We start from the raw sequence: 15,090 nt of genomic DNA, 5'->3' as shown, positions 1-15,090 counted from the left end.
TTCACCGCTGCCCTCCCCCCACAAAATGACAGTCATCAAGCAAGAAGACCTCATCCAGAGCGTCGCCGATTCCCTGCAGTACATCAGCTATTACCACCCGATGGACTACATCACCAGCCTGGGCCGCGCCTACGAGCTGGAGCAGAGTCCGGCCGCCAAGGACGCGATTGCACAGATCCTGACCAACAGCCGCATGTGCGCCGAAGGCAAGCGCCCGCTGTGCCAGGACACCGGCATCGTCACGGTCTTCGTCAAGGTGGGGATGGACGTGCGCTGGGACGGCGCCACGATGGGCTTGACCGAGATGATCAACGAAGGCGTGCGCCGCGGTTACACGCACCCGGACAACGTGCTGCGCGCGTCGATCGTCAGCCCGCCGGAAGGCGCCCGCAAGAACACCAAGGACAACACGCCGGCCGTGATCCACTACGAAGTGGTGCCGGGCAACACGGTGGACATCCAGGTGGCGGCCAAGGGCGGCGGTTCGGAGAACAAGTCGAAGTTCGTGATGCTGAACCCGTCCGACTCGATCGTCGACTGGGTGCTGAAGACAGTGCCGACGATGGGCGCCGGCTGGTGCCCGCCGGGCATGCTCGGCATCGGCATTGGCGGCACCGCCGAAAAGGCAATGGTGATGGCCAAGGAATCGCTGATGGAATCCATCGACATCCAGGACATCATCGCACGCGGCCCGAAGGACTGGATCGAGGAACTGCGCGTCGAACTGTATGAAAAGGTGAATGCGCTCGGCATCGGCGCGCAGGGCCTGGGCGGCCTGGCCACGGTGCTCGACGTCAAGATCATGGCGTCGCCGACGCACGCGGCTTCCAAGCCCGTGGCGATGATCCCGAACTGCGCGGCCACCCGCCACGTTCACTTCACGCTGGACGGCAGCGGCCCGGCCAAGCTGGAAGCGCCGGATCTGTCGGCATGGCCGAAGGTGGAATGGGCGCCGAACACGGAAACCTCGAAGCGCGTCGATCTCAACACGCTGACGCCCGAGGAAGTCGCCTCGTGGACGCCGGGCCAGACGCTGCTGCTCAACGGCAAGATGCTGACCGGCCGCGACGCCGCGCACAAGCGCATCGCCGACATGCTGGCCAAGGGCGAAAAGCTGCCCATCGATTTCACCAACCGCGTGATCTACTACGTCGGCCCGGTCGATCCGGTGCGCGACGAGGTAGTCGGCCCGGCCGGCCCGACGACGGCGACCCGCATGGACAAGTTCACGGAAACCATGCTCTCGCAGACCGGCCTGATCGCGATGATCGGCAAGGCCGAGCGCGGCCCCGTGGCGATCGAATCGATCCAGAAGCACAAGTCGGCCTACCTGATGGCCGTGGGCGGCGCCGCCTACCTGGTGTCGAAGGCGATTCGCGGCGCCAAGGTGCTGGCATTTGAAGACCTCGGCATGGAAGCGATCTACGAATTCGACGTCAAGGACATGCCCGTGACGGTGGCCGTGGATAGTTCGGGTACGTCGGTGCACAAGACCGGCCCTGCCGAATGGCAGGCGAAGATCGGCAAGATTCCGGTCGCAACGGCCTGATCGACCGGTAGTCTTTTACCCTCGGAAGCCGGACAATTGCTGTCCGGCTTTTTTACGCGCGCGATTTCGTGGACTCTTCTCCTGTCGGCATTTTCGACTCCGGTCTTGGCGGCCTTTCGGTCCTGCGCGAAGTGCGCGCGCTGCTGCCGCATGAGCCGCTGATCTACCTTGCCGATTCTCGCTACGCCCCCTATGGCGACAAGCCCGAGCGGTTCGTGACGGCGCGCACCTTGCAAGTGTGCCGATGGCTCGTCGCGCAGGGGTGCAAGGCGCTGGTGATAGCCTGCAACACGGCCACGATGCATGCCGTGCAGGCGCTGCGCAGCGAATTGAGTGTGCCGGTCATCGGCGTCGAACCGGGATTGAAGCCCGCGGCGGCGATCAGTCGCAGCAAGGTGGTAGGTGTGCTGGCCACCGCCAACACCCTGAAAAGCGAGAAGTTCTCTCGTCTGCTGGCGACGCTCGCGCCGGAAAGCCGCTACTTGTGCGCGGCGGGCCACGGGCTGGTTGCGCTGATTGAGCAAGGCGACGTGTCCAGTCCGGCCATTCGCGAAAAACTCGACGCCTATCTTGGGCCCATGCTCGAAGCCGGCGCCGACACATTGGTGCTTGGCTGCACGCACTACCCGTTCCTGTCGGCCGCGATTCGCGAGATGGTCGGGGACAGGCTGACACTGATCGACACGGGCGCCGCAATTGCGCGACAACTGGCGCGCAAGCTGGCCGAATTCGATATGGCGGCCGATCCTGCCAACGCGGCCGGCATTCGCTATCTGTCGACGAAGGATGCGGCGCATCTGCACGAGATGGCCGCGGCGCTGCTGCAGGTCGAGGCCCGTGCCGAAACCGTGGTCATCGAACCCGCACCCGCGCTGGAAGACGGACCGCTTACTGCGTGAAGCCGACGGGCTTGTGATGCCGCACGTCCGGCTTCACGGCGTGCTCCTGCCGCAATTGCGCCAGGAATTCATCGGGCGTCAGCGCTTCGCCAAGAACCACGGACTGTCGCTTGACGGTGGCGAAGTCTCCGGGCGTCAGGCAATCCATCGCATCGAGATCGCGGCGAATCGCGTCGGTCATGCGGCTGTCGTCGCCATCGAGCGCCTCGTCGACGAACATCGCCACGCGCTGCGTAGGCTTGAGCGGCAGGAAGCGGATCTTGAAGGAAAAGCGCCGCAGCGCCGCTTCGTCGATCCGCTCGAACAGATTCGTCGTGCAGACGAAAATGCCGTTGAAACGCTCCATGCCCTGCAGCATCTCGTTGACTTCGGACACTTCGTAATTGCGCACGGCCTGCTGGCGGCTCTGCATGAAACTGTCGGCCTCGTCGAGCAGCAACACCGCGCCATCCTCTTCGGCGCGCGCGAACATCGCCGCAATCTGCTGCTCGGTTTCGCCCACGTACTTGCTCATCAGGTCGGACGCGCGACGGATCATCAGCGGCAGATCGAGCGCGGCCGCAATATGCTCGGCCAGCGCCGTCTTTCCCGTGCCGGGCGGGCCATAGAAACACAGCGTGCCGCGCCGCCGCGCGCCCAGCGCCTGCACGATCTTGTCGACGGCGTAGCGCGATTCCAGATTGAGATTGTCGAGCCGGTAATGCGTGACGACCGGACGCGCCTCGGCCTCCGGGCGCAGCCCCATCGCGCGATCGGCATGTTCGAGCTGGCGCAGAATCAGCGCTTCGAGCGGTTCGTCGACATCGGGTCGCGCCAGTTCCACGAACCGCGCGGCCGATTGCACCTGGGCCGGCGTCAGCGTCTTGCGCGCGGCCAGCGTGGCAATGAACGCATCGCTGACATCGAGGCTGCCCAGATGTTTGCGGATGATGTTCTCGCGCACCAGCGGCGGCGGAATCTTCAGCTCTAGGTGAAACTGGAAGCGGCGCAGATATGCCGGATCGATCTGCCGGATCGAATTCGATATCCAGATCACCGGCACGGGATTCTGCTCAAGCGTCTGGTTGACCCACGCCTTGCCGTTGACGGACCCGCGCGTGTCTTCCTGACCGAACAGGCTCATCAGCTCGCGCGCGCTGCCCGGAAACACGTCCTCGACCTCGTCGAACAGCAGCGCGGTGCGGGGGCGTCCGCGCAGGAACGCCTGGGACACCTGCAGCGAGCGATAGCGGTCCTTGCCCGAAAGACTGTTGCCGTCGCGATCGAAGCAGTCGACCTCGTAAAGTTCGCACGCCGCTTCGCGCGCAAGCAATCGCGCAAACTCGGTCTTGCCCGTGCCTGGCGGCCCATAGATCAGTACGTTCACGCCCGGCGCATTCTGGCGCGTGGCATTGCCAAGCAACGCGGTCAGATAGCGCACATCGGTTTCGACATGCGGATAGTCCGCGGTACCTAGCGTCGGCGGCGCGGCCGGCCGCGTGAACACCGCCATCATCTCGGCTTCGTTGGCGTAATTGCCCAGCAGTACGTGCAGCAGCCGATCGGACAGCCGCATCAGGTCGCCCAGATCGGTCACGCTGTTTTCGGGCAGCGGTTGCTCGATCAGGTTCAACGTCTCCAGACGCGACCCGGGGCGCAGCGAGACCGCGATATCGGCAGGACTGGCGCCGGTGAGGCCCGACAGGATCTGGAATGCCTCCTGGCTGTGCGCGACCTTGCAGTCGACCATCACCGCTCGGAGGTCGCGCTTGTACTTGGCGAGCGCGGCGTAGAGCAGCAGCTTGCGCTCGTGGTCCGGCAGGTTGAGCACATGGCTCAGCATGTCGATATTGCGCACGAGCAGCACGCGCTCGCCGTCCAGCCGCGCGGCGATGGCGGCCGACGACGCGGCGAATACCGCGAACATGTCCTTGGCGTGATGCTTGACGTATTCGTCGAGGTAATAGAACAACGCGCTTTCGTCGAAGGCGCTGTTCCATTGACCGTGGCGTTCCAGAAAGTCCTCGGGCGACAGCCGCGAGGCGCCCTTCCACGCGGGCATATCGGCGCATCGCGCCGACAGGAATCGCTGCACGCGCAACACCACGCCGTAGGGCCAGACCATCTCCTGCGCGCTGACGGTCAGGACATCGTTGATATTGCTGCGCAAGTTGAAGCGCGGGCCCAGTGCGCAGACCACGCGCAAGGCAAACTGGGCGCACATCCAGTCGAGGGCCGACGTTCCCGGCGCGCCGGGCGACGCGCGAAGCAACGTGGTGCGGTCGTCCATCGTGCGGTCGTCTTCAGCAAAACGGGTGAAATCCATGACTGGCTCCCTTCGCACAGGACTTCGGACGTCCGGACCGCAGGGATCGCCCAACCTATGCCGTGTCTGCCGCAATGGGGTTTCTGTTTATCGTAGCGCGGTTTTCCGGCCGATGGGCGCCGGGCGCGCTTTTTGGCGCGGCCTAGGCCACGTTACGCCGGCCCGACGTAGCGGCCGCCATTGATGTTCCGCCCGAATGAAGCGGATGCAGAAGAATCGCCCGCATTGCACAATGCGCAACAAATAAGAATCATTATCGTTTATACTGCTCGCTGATACGCTGCCCAAGAGTAGCGCTCCCCTGGCAACCCCGTTTCACGGCTGTGTTTTTCTGGAGCGTTATCATCATGGAACTGCTATTGAGCCTGCTGGTCGGATGTGGCATCTCGCTGATCCTGTTCTACCGCAAGTGATTGCGCCATTTGGCGAGCATCTGTCGTTCCTCTCATGTTCGATCAACGATTTTTCAAGATCACCGTCGCGGTCCTGTTGTTTCATGCCGGATTGCTGTATCTGATCCAGTCCGGTCTGGCGCGCAAGATGACCGAGGCCGTCATCGCCCCGGAAATCATCGCCCGCATCATCCCGATGGAACCGCCTCAGCAGCAGAAGGCGCCGGAACCGCCCAAGCCGCAGAAGACACCCGAGCCGCCCAAGCAGGTCAAGGTGGTCACGCCGCGTCCGGCGCCGCCCAAGCCGCAACCGACGCCGGAACCGGTGGCATCGCTGCCGCCGTCGCCGACCGCGATCGAGGCGCCCCCCGCCCCGCCGGCCCCGCCGGCGCCCGCGGAACCGCCCGCCCCGCCGCCGGCCAATGCCGCGCCACGTGCCGTGGGCATCGACGAAATCGAATGCTCGCGCCCGCAGGCCGTATATCCGCGCCAGTCGCAGCGCATGGGCGAATCGGGCACGACGATTGTGAATCTGACCATCGACGACAAGGGCAAGGTCGTCAAGGCTGTGGTGAAGAAGTCCAGCGGGTCGAGCCGACTCGACGACGCCGCAGTCGAAGCCGTAAAGGGCATGCGTTGCAAACCCTTCATGCAGAACGGCCGCGCGATTGCGGTGACGCCGGATCAGCCCATCGTCTGGCAGTTGGCAAACTGATTTTTCCCGGATCTTTCCGACATATCTAAACACTGACCTTTTCAGGAACCACCATGCAGGACCTCGGACTCTCCCACCTCTGGTCGCAAGGCGATTTCGTCATGCGTGCGACCGCCATCATTCTGCTGATCATGTCGCTGTTGTCGTGGATCGTGATCCTCACCAAGGCGTGGGATCTGGTTCGCCTCAAGAAGATGGCGCATGGCGCAGAAAAGCGTTTCTGGCATTCGGACGACTTCGACCATGCGCTCGACACGCTCGGCTCCAGCGACGCGAACCCGTTCCGCGTGCTGGCCATCACCGGACGTGAAGCCGCCCAGCACCATCGCGCCAGCCAGCCGCAACTGCACGATGCGCTGGATATTTCCGACTGGCTCACCCGCTCGCTCAAGAGCGCGATCGATGAGGCCGTATCGCACATGCAATCGGGACTGGCCGTGCTGGCATCGGTCGGCTCGACCGCGCCGTTTGTCGGTCTGTTCGGCACCGTGTGGGGCATCTATCACGCGCTGATCGGTATTGGCGCGTCCGGCGTGCCGACCATCGACAAGGTGGCGGGTCCGGTTGGCGAGGCGCTGATCATGACCGCCTTCGGCCTGGCCGTTGCGATTCCCGCCGTGCTCGGCTACAACGCGCTAAGCCGCGGCAACAAGGGCGTGATCAGCAAGCTGAACCGCTTTGCCCATGACCTGCACGCATACTTTGTGACTGGCGCCCGCGTGCGTCCCACCAACGCCGCCGCCCGCGCGTCCGACGACGCGTCGGTGCGCCTGGCCGTCAAGAACTAAGCGCTGATTTCTCGCGCCTGAAGGAAAGCATCATGGCATTCGGCACGCTCGACGGAGACGATGACGAGGTGATGAGCGAAATCAACATGACGCCGCTGGTCGACGTCATGCTGGTGCTACTGATCATCTTCATCATCACGATTCCCGTCATCAATCACGCGGTCAAGATCGACCTGCCGCGTGCGACCAACCAACCCAACGACGCCAAGCCGCAAAGCATCAACGTTTCCGTCGATGCGCAGGGCAAGGTGTACTGGAACCAGGAAGAAGTCGATCAGGCCCAGCTGGAGCAGCGGATTGCCGCAGCGGCCCAAGTGCAGCCTCAGCCGGAGTTGCACCTGCGCGCCGATCGCGATGTCCGTTACGAGCGTGTGGCCGAGGTGATGGCCGCCGCGCAGCACGGCGGCCTCGGCAAGATCGGTTTCATTACCGAGCCGAAGCACTGACCGGCTTCGACGCTGCCTCACCGGATATGGCGCCCTAGGGGCGCCATTTTTTTGGCTTGCGCGCTACATCGACCTGTCGAAAAGACGTCAGGCGATCGACCGGGGATAGCTGCTGTAACGAGGCGTGAATTCGCTTGTAATGATAACGGTTCTCATTTATGATCATTTTTATCGTGAACCGGCGCCTCGGTTTGCATTGAATCCGGCACACCGCGTGACAACGCGCTTTTACCGAACACTTCCAACGGAGAAGACCATGAGCACCTTGAGCCTGCCGCTGTCGCAACCGCGTGAAGTCACGCGCCGGCGCCTTTCCTTGCGCCGCGTGGAAGTTGCGCCGCAGGCCCGGCGGGAAGCGACCACTGCGTCGTCGGCCATCGAAAGCGTCAAGTCCGCTGTCGCCGGCCTCCCCGCGCGCCTCGAAGCCTTGATGCGCCAGTCTGCGGCACAAGGCGATGCCGCCCAGGCCGTGCCGCTCGATGCGATCATGCGAGGCGCCAACACGCTGCCGATCCTGCATAACGGCGAGATCTATACCTTGCGCGTGACGCGCTATGGAAAGCTGATTCTGACCAAGTAGCCGAGGGCGGGCGCCGATGTCTGGCGATCTGGCTTGGGTGGTCGCCCCCATCGAATTTCGGGCAACCAATGGTTAGCGTGGCGCGCCATGCGCGCGAGCCTGACGCCCTTGATGGCACAGCACCATAACAATTCGCCCCGCGGCGTTGCGCTCGCGGGGCGTTTGCATTTCAGCGCAGCAATCAGACGCCCAGCGCTGCGATGCCGGCGCGCGCGATCTGCGCGTCTTCGGTCGACTTCACACCGGACACACCCACGGCGCCAACTACCTGATTGTTGACGACGATGGGAACGCCGCCTTCAAGCATGCCGCTCAGCACCGGCGCCGTCATGAACGAGTAGCGACCGTTGTTGATCATTTCCTCGTAAATGCGCGATTCGCGGCGTCCCAGCGACGCCGTGCGGGCCTTCTCCGTGGCGATGTAAGCCGAGATCGGGGCCACGCCATCCAGGCGCAGCGAGCCAAGCGGATGACCACCGTCATCGACGACCACAATCGTGACGGCCCAGTTGTTTGCCAAAGCCTCAGCCTCGGCGGCGACCAGCACCTTCTTCACGTCATCAGCCGTCAGTACGGTCTTTTGCTGCATACCTCTCTCCATCGGTTCAGTCAGGGGTTGAGGCCGCAGTATATCGCGCCGGGCCTATATGAAATGCCGCCGCCACCCCACAGGGAAGGTGAAAGTCCTTCACCCGCCGCACGTCTTGACGGGCAAGCTGCTCGGGCGCCGACGTGCCGAGCCAAAAGAAAAAGCCCCGGATCGGGGCTTTCCTGGCGCGGTAACTGCGCTCGGGCACACTACAAGAGGAATCAGCGGTGCCAGTGGCCGTGACCATGTCCGCGGCCGTAGCCGTCATAACCCCGCCATCCCGGGCCGTAGTAGTAGCGCGGGCCTCCGCCGTAATAGCGTGGCGCACCGTAATACACCGGAGCCGGACGCACCACCACCGGGGGCGGACCGTAATAAACCGGGGCCGGAGCCACCACCACGGGCGGCGGCGCGTAATAGGCCGGCGGCGGCGCGTAGTACGCAGGACCTCCGACCACCACGCCCGGCACGCCAATCGCCACGTCGACGTTCGCGCGGGCCATTGCGGCGCCCGAAGCCAGCGCGGCGGCCACACCGAATGCTGCGAACAACCAACGTTTCATGATCATGCCTCTTGGTGATGACTAGGAGAACGCCTCCTGATGATGGCTATTTTACGATTTCCTCGACTTTCAGGTGCAACGGCGCTAGCGACATTGTTACCGGCGGTAACAGCCAGATCACTTTTACGTCGTATATCGTGCAGCTTGCTTCCTGCGACCGATGCCACGACAATACCGGGCTTGCCGTGCGGCCGTGGAGAAATTGGTAGACTCAGCAGACTTAAAATCTGCCGCCCTTCCGGGCTTACGGGTTCGATTCCCGTCGGCCGCACCATCTTCCTCGACCTTCCACCGCTATCCCGGCGTCGCCGCGGATGTCACACCATCAGTGCGCAAAGTGCAGCGCCAAGCACCATCAAGAAGATAAAGAGCGTGGCGGCCAGCGCCAGCGGCTTACGCCCGGCGCGTAGCAATTCACCTAGACGGGTATGCAGCCCGATAGCCAGCATCGCGCAGGCCAGCATCCAGTTGTCGAGTGCAGTCAGGGCTGACTTCCATTCCACTGGAACGAGCGCCGCGGAATTCAGTGCCATGACGGCAACGAAACCGACAGCAAACCACGGCACCGAGCGCAGCAGACCGCGCAGATTGCGCGTACCGCCGGCCTCTTGGGACCAGCTCGTGCGCGGCCACAGCGCCATGATCAGCAGCAGCGGGCCCAGCGCGAGCACGCGCACCATCTTTGCCACCACGGCTGCATCAGCCGTCGTATCGCTGATCATCTTGCCCGAAGCGATGACCTGCGCCACCTCGTGAAGCGTCGCGCCGGTGAAGATGCCGAAGGCGCGCTCACCGATCGCGAAATGCCAATGCTGCGTGGCCAACTCATAGATCCACGGATACAACAGCATGCCCAGTGTGCCGAACAGCACGACCGTGGCCACCGCCACCGCAGTCTGGCGATCATCGGTGCGAACGACCGAGGACACGGCGATTGCCGCTGCCGCGCCACATACGGCACTGCCGGCACTTACTAGAATGGCTTCGCGACGGCTAAGCCCGAAGAAGGACGAGCCGACCCATGTGCCGAACAGCAACGTCGCCACGAGCATGATCAGAGGCACCGCCACACCGCCGATGCCAAGTGCCGCGATCGCGCCGAAAGTGAGACGCAATCCATACAACGCGACACCCAAGCGCAAAAGATGATGACGCGCCACCTGCATGCCCGGCGCGAGCGGCGTCAGCCAGTGCTTCGGCATCGTATTGGCCGCAACCATCCCCGCGCACATGGCCAGCGTCAACGCTGACAACCCATATTGCGAAACCGCCGGATGATCCGCCAGCACCTGCGCGAGCCATGCAATGGCGCCAAGCGGGATGAGCGTCAGGATGCGCTTGCGCCACAAGGCCAGGGCGGACGAAGGAATGACCGCGGGGACGGACGAAGAGGCTGGGGTCGAGGACATGGCGCAACTGTTGTTCTGATTGATGCATGCAGCGTACCCTTGCGCCGCTAACCCGCTAAACGGGTAATATCGGTATATGTAATCAGTTATATCGATATGACATGGACCAACGCCCGCTCCGCCTGACCCTGCGCCAGCTCCAGGTGTTTGTCGCTGTGGCGCAGCATGGCAGCACAATCGCGGCGGGCAATGCGCTCGCGATGTCGCAATCGGCGGTCAGCGCATCGTTGGCAGAACTTGAGCGCGCTCTCAACGGCGCACTATTCGACCGCGTGGCAAGGCGGCTGGCCATCAACGAGGCCGGTCGGCAGTTCTTCCCCCGTGCGCTATCGCTGCTCGATCAGGCGCACGAACTGGAACGATTTGCGTCGGAGGGCGGCGTCCAGTTGCGCATCGCGGCAAGCAACACTATCGGCAGCTACATTCTTCCATCGCTGCTGGCGGGCTTCCGCCACGCGCAAACCGGCCCCTGTGCGCTGGACCTCCGTATCGGAAACACGCGCGATGTGCTGCAAACGCTGATGAATTTCGAAGCAGATATCGGCCTGATCGAAGGCACCAGCCACGAGCGCGACCTCCGCAGCGTTCACTGGTGCGACGATGAAATGGTGGTGGTGGTCGGGCCGTCGCACACGCTGGCCACCGCTGCGCCGAAGAGTGCCGAGTCGCTTCATGCGATGCTCAGGGAGGCGGACTGGATTGTGCGCGAACCAGGCTCGGGCACGCGGGAGATCATCGAAGCGCGACTGGTGCCTGCGCTCGGCGCACTCCGCTTTGCGCTGGAATTGGGGAATGCCGAGGCCATCAAACGCGCGGTGATGAGCGGCTATGGCGTCAGTTGCCTGTCATTGCATGTGGTGGGCGATGAAATCGAACGTGGCAGGCTTGTCGCGATACGTCGCGGGCTCCCCCGCGTGATCCGTCCATTGCAGATCGTCGTCCATCAGGACAAGTTTCCGACCCAGGGCCTGCTTGCCTTCACCGAATACCTGCGCCAGGCGGCACCCGTTGCACAAACTTAAGAGCCGCCTCCCGCTCAAGCCGGCTGCGGGTCGCCTTGCTTATCGCCATCTCCACGCGCCATATGGCGATCGAGCAGATGGAACAATACCGGGTTGAGCAGGATCGACAGCAGCGCGCCGGCCAGAATCAGCGCCTGCCCGCGTTCCGGAAGGATGTTCAGGTAGACGCCGAGGCTGGCCAGGATGAACGAGAATTCGCCGATCTGTGCCAGGCTGACCGCGATGGTCATACCGGTACGATTGCTATGGCCGAACGCGCGCACGATACCGAGCGCTGCAACCGACTTGCCAACCAAGATGATCAGCAGCGTAGCCAGCACGCCCCAAGGGTCGTTGATCAGCACCATCGGGTCGAACAACATGCCGACCGACACAAAGAACAATACGGCAAACGCATCGCGCAACGGCAGCGATTCTTCCGCGGCGCGATGGCTGAACTCGGATTCCGCCAGCACCATGCCCGCAAAGAACGCCCCGAGCGCAAACGACACGCCAAACAGCGAATAGGCGCCAAACGCCACGCCCAGCGCGGTGGCAAGAACGCCGAGCCGAAACAGCTCCCGGCTGCCGGTCCATACGATGCGCTCCAGCATCCACGGGATAAAACGGCGACCGATCACCAGCATCACGACGACGAAAGCGGCAACCTTGCCCAACGTCGACAGGATTTCGACCAGCACGTCCATGGTCGAGGGCGATGCTGCCTGCGCGCCGTGCCCTTCGCCGCCGCCGAGCAGGCCGGCCATGGCCGGCAGCAGCACAAGGGTCAGCACCATCGCAAGATCTTCCACGATCAGCCATCCCACCGCGATGCGACCCTGCGGCGATTCGATAAGATCGCGCTCCTGCAACGCGCGCAGCAGCACCACGGTGCTGGCCACCGAAAGCGCGAGGCCATACACAAGCCCCTGCCCCCACGACCAGTCGAAACCCCACGCCACCAGCATGCCAAGCGCCGTGGCGATGGCGATCTGGACGATCGCGCCTGGAATGGCGATCTTCTTCACCGCCATCAGGTCCTTGATCGAAAAATGTAGACCCACGCCAAACATCAGCAATATGACGCCAAGTTCCGCCAGTTCGGGCGCCAGCGCCTGGTCGGCCGTATAGCCGGGCGTGTGCGGCCCAACCACGATGCCGGCGCAAAGGTAGCCAATCAGCGGCGGCAGCTTGAATTTGTTGGCGATCGCTCCCAGGATGAACGCCAGCACGATACCGCCGACGATTGTGCTGATGAGCGGGGTGGCGTGATGCATGCGTCTGGGGATCCTTTCCGATTGTCTCGATTCAGTTGGCGGCCCCCGCAGAACCCACGCGCATCCGCGCGAAGCCGCACAGGGACGCGGAGGGATACGGCGGAGAATTGGGTGATACGGGAAGAGCGACCGTGGACCGCGGACGCGAGGAGAATCGCTGTCATCCACGGCAAGGGAAGTGCATCGGAACACAACTACGCGTGACGGCTTGCACACGCCAGGCGCGCTCCAGATGCGTACGGCATGGCGTAATGTAACACGCGCACCACGTCGGTCGCGTTGAGAACATTCGCAAAATGCCCGGCGATCTTTGTCGCGAAGTTTGCCGCGGTTCTGCCGAATCGTACGCAAAAAAGCAAAACGGCGCCACAAGGGCGCCGTTTGCTTGATGCTGGAGGCGGAGGTCGGAATCGAACCGGCGTACACGGCTTTGCAGGCCGCTGCATAACCACTCTGCCACCCCGCCAGGTGACTGATCCCGGATTGTATCCGCATTCGTCAGGTATCGCGATGTCGATACCTGCGTGCAATGCAAACACAATCCCGAGAATGAAAAAGGGAAGCGTCGCTTCCCTTTGGGATTGGAGCGGGAGACGAGTCATGCACTAGAGCGATAAGTCTCTGTTTCCCAATCACTTTCTCCGCTGTGGTGAGCAGCGAAGGCCTGAATTATAGCCTTGTTTTTCGCCCTCGGCAACAAAGTTCATCCAACGACTTCCATTGAAGTCCAAGGACTGCTCTTTTCGCAGTCGCACCGCCCTACGATGCTGTCGCGATGCAATGGGGCCTCCAGTGGCCAAGGCCGTCGTGCGGCGATAGGCGAATGGAATCAGGGGTTATCAGATTACCGCCTGCTGCATGCGCTTGGTCAACGCCTCGGCGCTTTCCTTGCGCTCGCTATACCTGTCCACCAGATACGGCGACGCATCGCGCGTGAGCAGCGTGAACTTCATCAGTTCCTCCATCACGTCCACAATGCGGTCGTAGTAGGCCGACGGTTTCATGCGTCCCGCTTCATCGAATTCTTGATACGCCTTGGCGACCGAGGACTGGTTGGGGACGGTCAGCATCCGCATCCAGCGGCCCAGCACGCGCATCTGATTGACAGCATTGAAAGATTGCGAGCCGCCCGACACCTGCATCACTGCCAGCGTCTTGCCCTGAGTCGGACGCACCGCGCCGACTGACAGCGGAATCCAGTCGATCTGCGTTTTCATCAGGCCGGACATCGCGCCATGGCGCTCCGGCGAACTCCACACCATACCCTCGGCCCACTGCGCGAGTTCGCGCAGTTCCCTGACCTTGGGATGATCCTCGGTCGCGTCATCCACCAGCGGCAGGCCCGACGGGTTGAACAGCCGCGTCTCGCCGCCCAACGCCCGCAGCACGCGGGCTGCCTCTTCGGCGGCCAGTCGGCTAAACGAGCGTTCGCGCAGCGAGCCGTAGAGCAGCAGGAAGCGTGGCGCATGGGTGGAACGTTCGGGTGCCAGTAGCCGTTCCATGTCCGGCGGCTGGAGCAATGCGGCGTCGATGTTCGGCAGGTCGAGACGGGATTCAGACACGACGGCCCTCCACATCCACTACCGGCTCGCCGTCTTCCTTGTTGAACGCGCCGCGCTGCGGTTGCGGCAGGATGTCGAGCACTGTTTCCGACGGGCGGCACAGGCGCGTGCCCAGCGGCGTGACCACGATAGGTCGGTTGATGAGGATCGGATGTTGGAGCATGAAGTCGATCAATTGCTCGTCGCTCCACTTCTGATCTCCCAGGCCGAGTTCCGCATACGGCGTGCCTTTCTCGCGCAGCACCGCGCGTACCGGGATGCCCATCGCGGCGATCAGCGCCTTCAGCATGTCGCGGTCGGGCGGTGTCTTCAGATATTCGATGACAGCCGGTTCCTCGCCGCTGTTGCGAATCAGGCTGAGGACGTTGCGTGACGTGCCGCAATCGGGATTGTGGTAGATCGTGATGTGGCTCATGTCGAGGTGCCTTCGTTCGAGAGAAGCATGGATTGCTGGCGCAGATGCCTGATCACATAGCCGAACAGGATCGCGCCCGCCGCGCTGATGCCGGTCAGGGCCAGCAGCGTGCCGGGATAGCCGTTGCCGGCGGAATACAGCAGCGAGGCCACGAAGGGGCCGGCGGCCACTGCGATCTGCACGGGTGTCGCCATCGCGCCGCTGATGGCGCCATAAGCGGCCCGACCGTACAGCTCGGCGGGCAAGGCGCCTCGTACGATCGTCATGACGCCATTGCCGATGCCGTAGAGCGCGGCAAACACGACATACACCGGCAGCCACTGCTCGGAAGCAAAGAGCAGGAGCAATGACAGCGGCAGCAGACTGATGGCCGCCATGCCGACCTGGCGCGTGCTGGCCCGCTTGCCGACCGTGGCTTGCACCACACGGCCGAGTACCTGCATTGGCCCGATCAGCGCACCGACCCAGGCCGCATTTGCGGCAGAGATGCCATGTGCCTGCAAGACTGGGATCATGTGCAGCGACATCGCCGCGAACACCAGTGCATTCAGCGTCACAGCCGCCGTGACGAGATAGAACACCGGTTCGCGCATGACCGCG

The 15,090-nt window shown here is 63.2% G+C and carries 15 protein-coding genes and 2 tRNA genes; 8 read left to right on the top strand and 9 right to left on the bottom strand.

What is annotated here, in order from left to right; all coding sequences use genetic code 11:
• The first annotated feature begins 25 nt into the window (after positions 1-25).
• Together AC1RKI_RS17160 and murI are read left to right on the top strand one after the other, a co-directional pair.
• The gene (locus AC1RKI_RS17160) at positions 26-1,549 is read left to right on the top strand and encodes a fumarate hydratase (RefSeq protein ID WP_061959746.1); all 1,524 of its coding nucleotides are present in this window, start codon (positions 26-28) and stop codon (positions 1,547-1,549) included.
• A 68-nt stretch (positions 1,550-1,617) separates the two neighbouring features.
• Complete coding sequence (gene murI / locus AC1RKI_RS17155; RefSeq protein ID WP_150981118.1) at positions 1,618-2,448, top strand: glutamate racemase; 831 nt, start codon at positions 1,618-1,620, stop codon at positions 2,446-2,448.
• On the opposite strand, the gene AC1RKI_RS17150 is transcribed toward murI, so the two are convergent.
• The gene (locus AC1RKI_RS17150) at positions 2,438-4,753 is read right to left on the bottom strand and encodes an AAA family ATPase (protein ID WP_227459186.1); all 2,316 of its coding nucleotides are present in this window, start codon (positions 4,751-4,753) and stop codon (positions 2,438-2,440) included. The genes murI and AC1RKI_RS17150 overlap by 11 nt on opposite strands.
• 447 nt (positions 4,754-5,200) lie before the next feature.
• Between AC1RKI_RS17150 and AC1RKI_RS17145 the strand changes: the two genes are divergently transcribed.
• The 4 genes from AC1RKI_RS17145 to AC1RKI_RS17130 all read left to right on the top strand — a co-directional run bounded on the left by AC1RKI_RS17145 (position 5,201) and on the right by AC1RKI_RS17130 (position 7,674).
• The gene (locus tag AC1RKI_RS17145; protein ID WP_222156570.1) at positions 5,201-5,860 is read left to right on the top strand and encodes an energy transducer TonB; all 660 of its coding nucleotides are present in this window, start codon (positions 5,201-5,203) and stop codon (positions 5,858-5,860) included.
• A gap of 53 nt (positions 5,861-5,913) precedes the next feature.
• Entirely contained in the window at positions 5,914-6,648 is a 735-nt protein-coding gene (locus AC1RKI_RS17140; RefSeq protein WP_150982065.1) for a MotA/TolQ/ExbB proton channel family protein, read from the top strand.
• Between the two features lie 32 nt (positions 6,649-6,680).
• A complete protein-coding gene (locus tag AC1RKI_RS17135; RefSeq protein WP_061957917.1) occupies positions 6,681-7,094 on the top strand; it encodes an ExbD/TolR family protein in 414 nt (137 codons plus the stop codon).
• Positions 7,095-7,350: 256 nt separating this feature from the next.
• Positions 7,351-7,674, top strand: coding sequence for a hemin uptake protein HemP (locus AC1RKI_RS17130; protein WP_150982064.1), 324 nt, complete (start codon positions 7,351-7,353; stop codon positions 7,672-7,674).
• Positions 7,675-7,855: 181 nt separating this feature from the next.
• On the opposite strand, the gene AC1RKI_RS17125 is transcribed toward AC1RKI_RS17130, so the two are convergent.
• Together AC1RKI_RS17125 and AC1RKI_RS17120 are read right to left on the bottom strand one after the other, a co-directional pair.
• Complete coding sequence (locus AC1RKI_RS17125) at positions 7,856-8,263, bottom strand: heme-binding protein (RefSeq protein WP_061957915.1); 408 nt, start codon at positions 8,261-8,263, stop codon at positions 7,856-7,858.
• Positions 8,264-8,484: 221 nt separating this feature from the next.
• Positions 8,485-8,826, bottom strand: a complete 342-nt coding sequence (locus AC1RKI_RS17120) for a hypothetical protein (RefSeq protein ID WP_492919055.1) — start codon at positions 8,824-8,826, stop codon at positions 8,485-8,487.
• Between the two features lie 187 nt (positions 8,827-9,013).
• Between AC1RKI_RS17120 and AC1RKI_RS17115 the strand changes: the two genes are divergently transcribed.
• Positions 9,014-9,100: transfer RNA gene (locus AC1RKI_RS17115), tRNA-Leu, on the top strand.
• A 43-nt stretch (positions 9,101-9,143) separates the two neighbouring features.
• On the opposite strand, the gene AC1RKI_RS17110 is transcribed toward AC1RKI_RS17115, so the two are convergent.
• Positions 9,144-10,235 carry a YeiH family protein gene (locus AC1RKI_RS17110; protein ID WP_150982063.1) on the bottom strand — a complete coding sequence of 364 codons (1,092 nt, stop codon included), beginning with the start codon at positions 10,233-10,235 and terminating at the stop codon, positions 9,144-9,146.
• A 101-nt stretch (positions 10,236-10,336) separates the two neighbouring features.
• Between AC1RKI_RS17110 and AC1RKI_RS17105 the strand changes: the two genes are divergently transcribed.
• Complete coding sequence (locus AC1RKI_RS17105; RefSeq protein ID WP_150982062.1) at positions 10,337-11,257, top strand: LysR family transcriptional regulator; 921 nt, start codon at positions 10,337-10,339, stop codon at positions 11,255-11,257.
• 14 nt (positions 11,258-11,271) lie between these two features.
• Here the strand turns inward: AC1RKI_RS17105 and AC1RKI_RS17100 are convergent, their stop codons facing one another.
• The 5 genes from AC1RKI_RS17100 to AC1RKI_RS17080 all read right to left on the bottom strand — a co-directional run bounded on the left by AC1RKI_RS17100 (position 11,272) and on the right by AC1RKI_RS17080 (position 15,083).
• A complete protein-coding gene (locus AC1RKI_RS17100; protein WP_084004064.1) occupies positions 11,272-12,513 on the bottom strand; it encodes a cation:proton antiporter domain-containing protein in 1,242 nt (413 codons plus the stop codon).
• A 392-nt stretch (positions 12,514-12,905) separates the two neighbouring features.
• Positions 12,906-12,979: transfer RNA gene (locus tag AC1RKI_RS17095), tRNA-Cys, on the bottom strand.
• A 373-nt stretch (positions 12,980-13,352) separates the two neighbouring features.
• Positions 13,353-14,075, bottom strand: coding sequence for an arsenical resistance protein ArsH (arsH, locus tag AC1RKI_RS17090; protein ID WP_011871430.1), 723 nt, complete (start codon positions 14,073-14,075; stop codon positions 13,353-13,355).
• Positions 14,068-14,490 carry an arsenate reductase (glutaredoxin) gene (gene arsC, locus AC1RKI_RS17085; RefSeq protein ID WP_009876563.1) on the bottom strand — a complete coding sequence of 141 codons (423 nt, stop codon included), beginning with the start codon at positions 14,488-14,490 and terminating at the stop codon, positions 14,068-14,070. The genes arsH and arsC overlap by 8 nt, the downstream gene beginning before the upstream one ends.
• Positions 14,487-15,083 carry an MFS transporter gene (locus AC1RKI_RS17080; RefSeq protein WP_017516107.1) on the bottom strand — a complete coding sequence of 199 codons (597 nt, stop codon included), beginning with the start codon at positions 15,081-15,083 and terminating at the stop codon, positions 14,487-14,489. The genes arsC and AC1RKI_RS17080 overlap by 4 nt, the downstream gene beginning before the upstream one ends.
• Between the last annotated feature and the right edge of the window lie 7 nt (positions 15,084-15,090).

The sequence above is a fragment of the Cupriavidus sp. GW822-FHT06G04 genome, assembly GCF_058799075.1.
This window is presented reverse-complemented; position numbering and strand designations above follow the sequence as displayed.

Coding starts and splice junctions, on each gene's coding strand:
- AC1RKI_RS17150 (WP_227459186.1), bottom strand. CDS start 4,753: ATGGATTTCACCCGTTTTGCTGAAGACGACCGCACGATGGACGACCGC.
- AC1RKI_RS17125 (WP_061957915.1), bottom strand. CDS start 8,263: ATGCAGCAAAAGACCGTACTGACGGCTGATGACGTGAAGAAGGTGCTG.
- AC1RKI_RS17120 (WP_492919055.1), bottom strand. CDS start 8,826: ATGAAACGTTGGTTGTTCGCAGCATTCGGTGTGGCCGCCGCGCTGGCT.
- AC1RKI_RS17160 (WP_061959746.1), top strand. CDS start 26: ATGACAGTCATCAAGCAAGAAGACCTCATCCAGAGCGTCGCCGATTCC.
- AC1RKI_RS17140 (WP_150982065.1), top strand. CDS start 5,914: ATGCAGGACCTCGGACTCTCCCACCTCTGGTCGCAAGGCGATTTCGTC.
- AC1RKI_RS17105 (WP_150982062.1), top strand. CDS start 10,337: ATGGACCAACGCCCGCTCCGCCTGACCCTGCGCCAGCTCCAGGTGTTT.
- AC1RKI_RS17145 (WP_222156570.1), top strand. CDS start 5,201: ATGTTCGATCAACGATTTTTCAAGATCACCGTCGCGGTCCTGTTGTTT.
- AC1RKI_RS17100 (WP_084004064.1), bottom strand. CDS start 12,513: ATGCATCACGCCACCCCGCTCATCAGCACAATCGTCGGCGGTATCGTG.
- AC1RKI_RS17130 (WP_150982064.1), top strand. CDS start 7,351: ATGAGCACCTTGAGCCTGCCGCTGTCGCAACCGCGTGAAGTCACGCGC.
- AC1RKI_RS17110 (WP_150982063.1), bottom strand. CDS start 10,235: ATGTCCTCGACCCCAGCCTCTTCGTCCGTCCCCGCGGTCATTCCTTCG.
- arsC (WP_009876563.1), bottom strand. CDS start 14,490: ATGAGCCACATCACGATCTACCACAATCCCGATTGCGGCACGTCACGC.
- AC1RKI_RS17080 (WP_017516107.1), bottom strand. CDS start 15,083: ATGCGCGAACCGGTGTTCTATCTCGTCACGGCGGCTGTGACGCTGAAT.
- AC1RKI_RS17135 (WP_061957917.1), top strand. CDS start 6,681: ATGGCATTCGGCACGCTCGACGGAGACGATGACGAGGTGATGAGCGAA.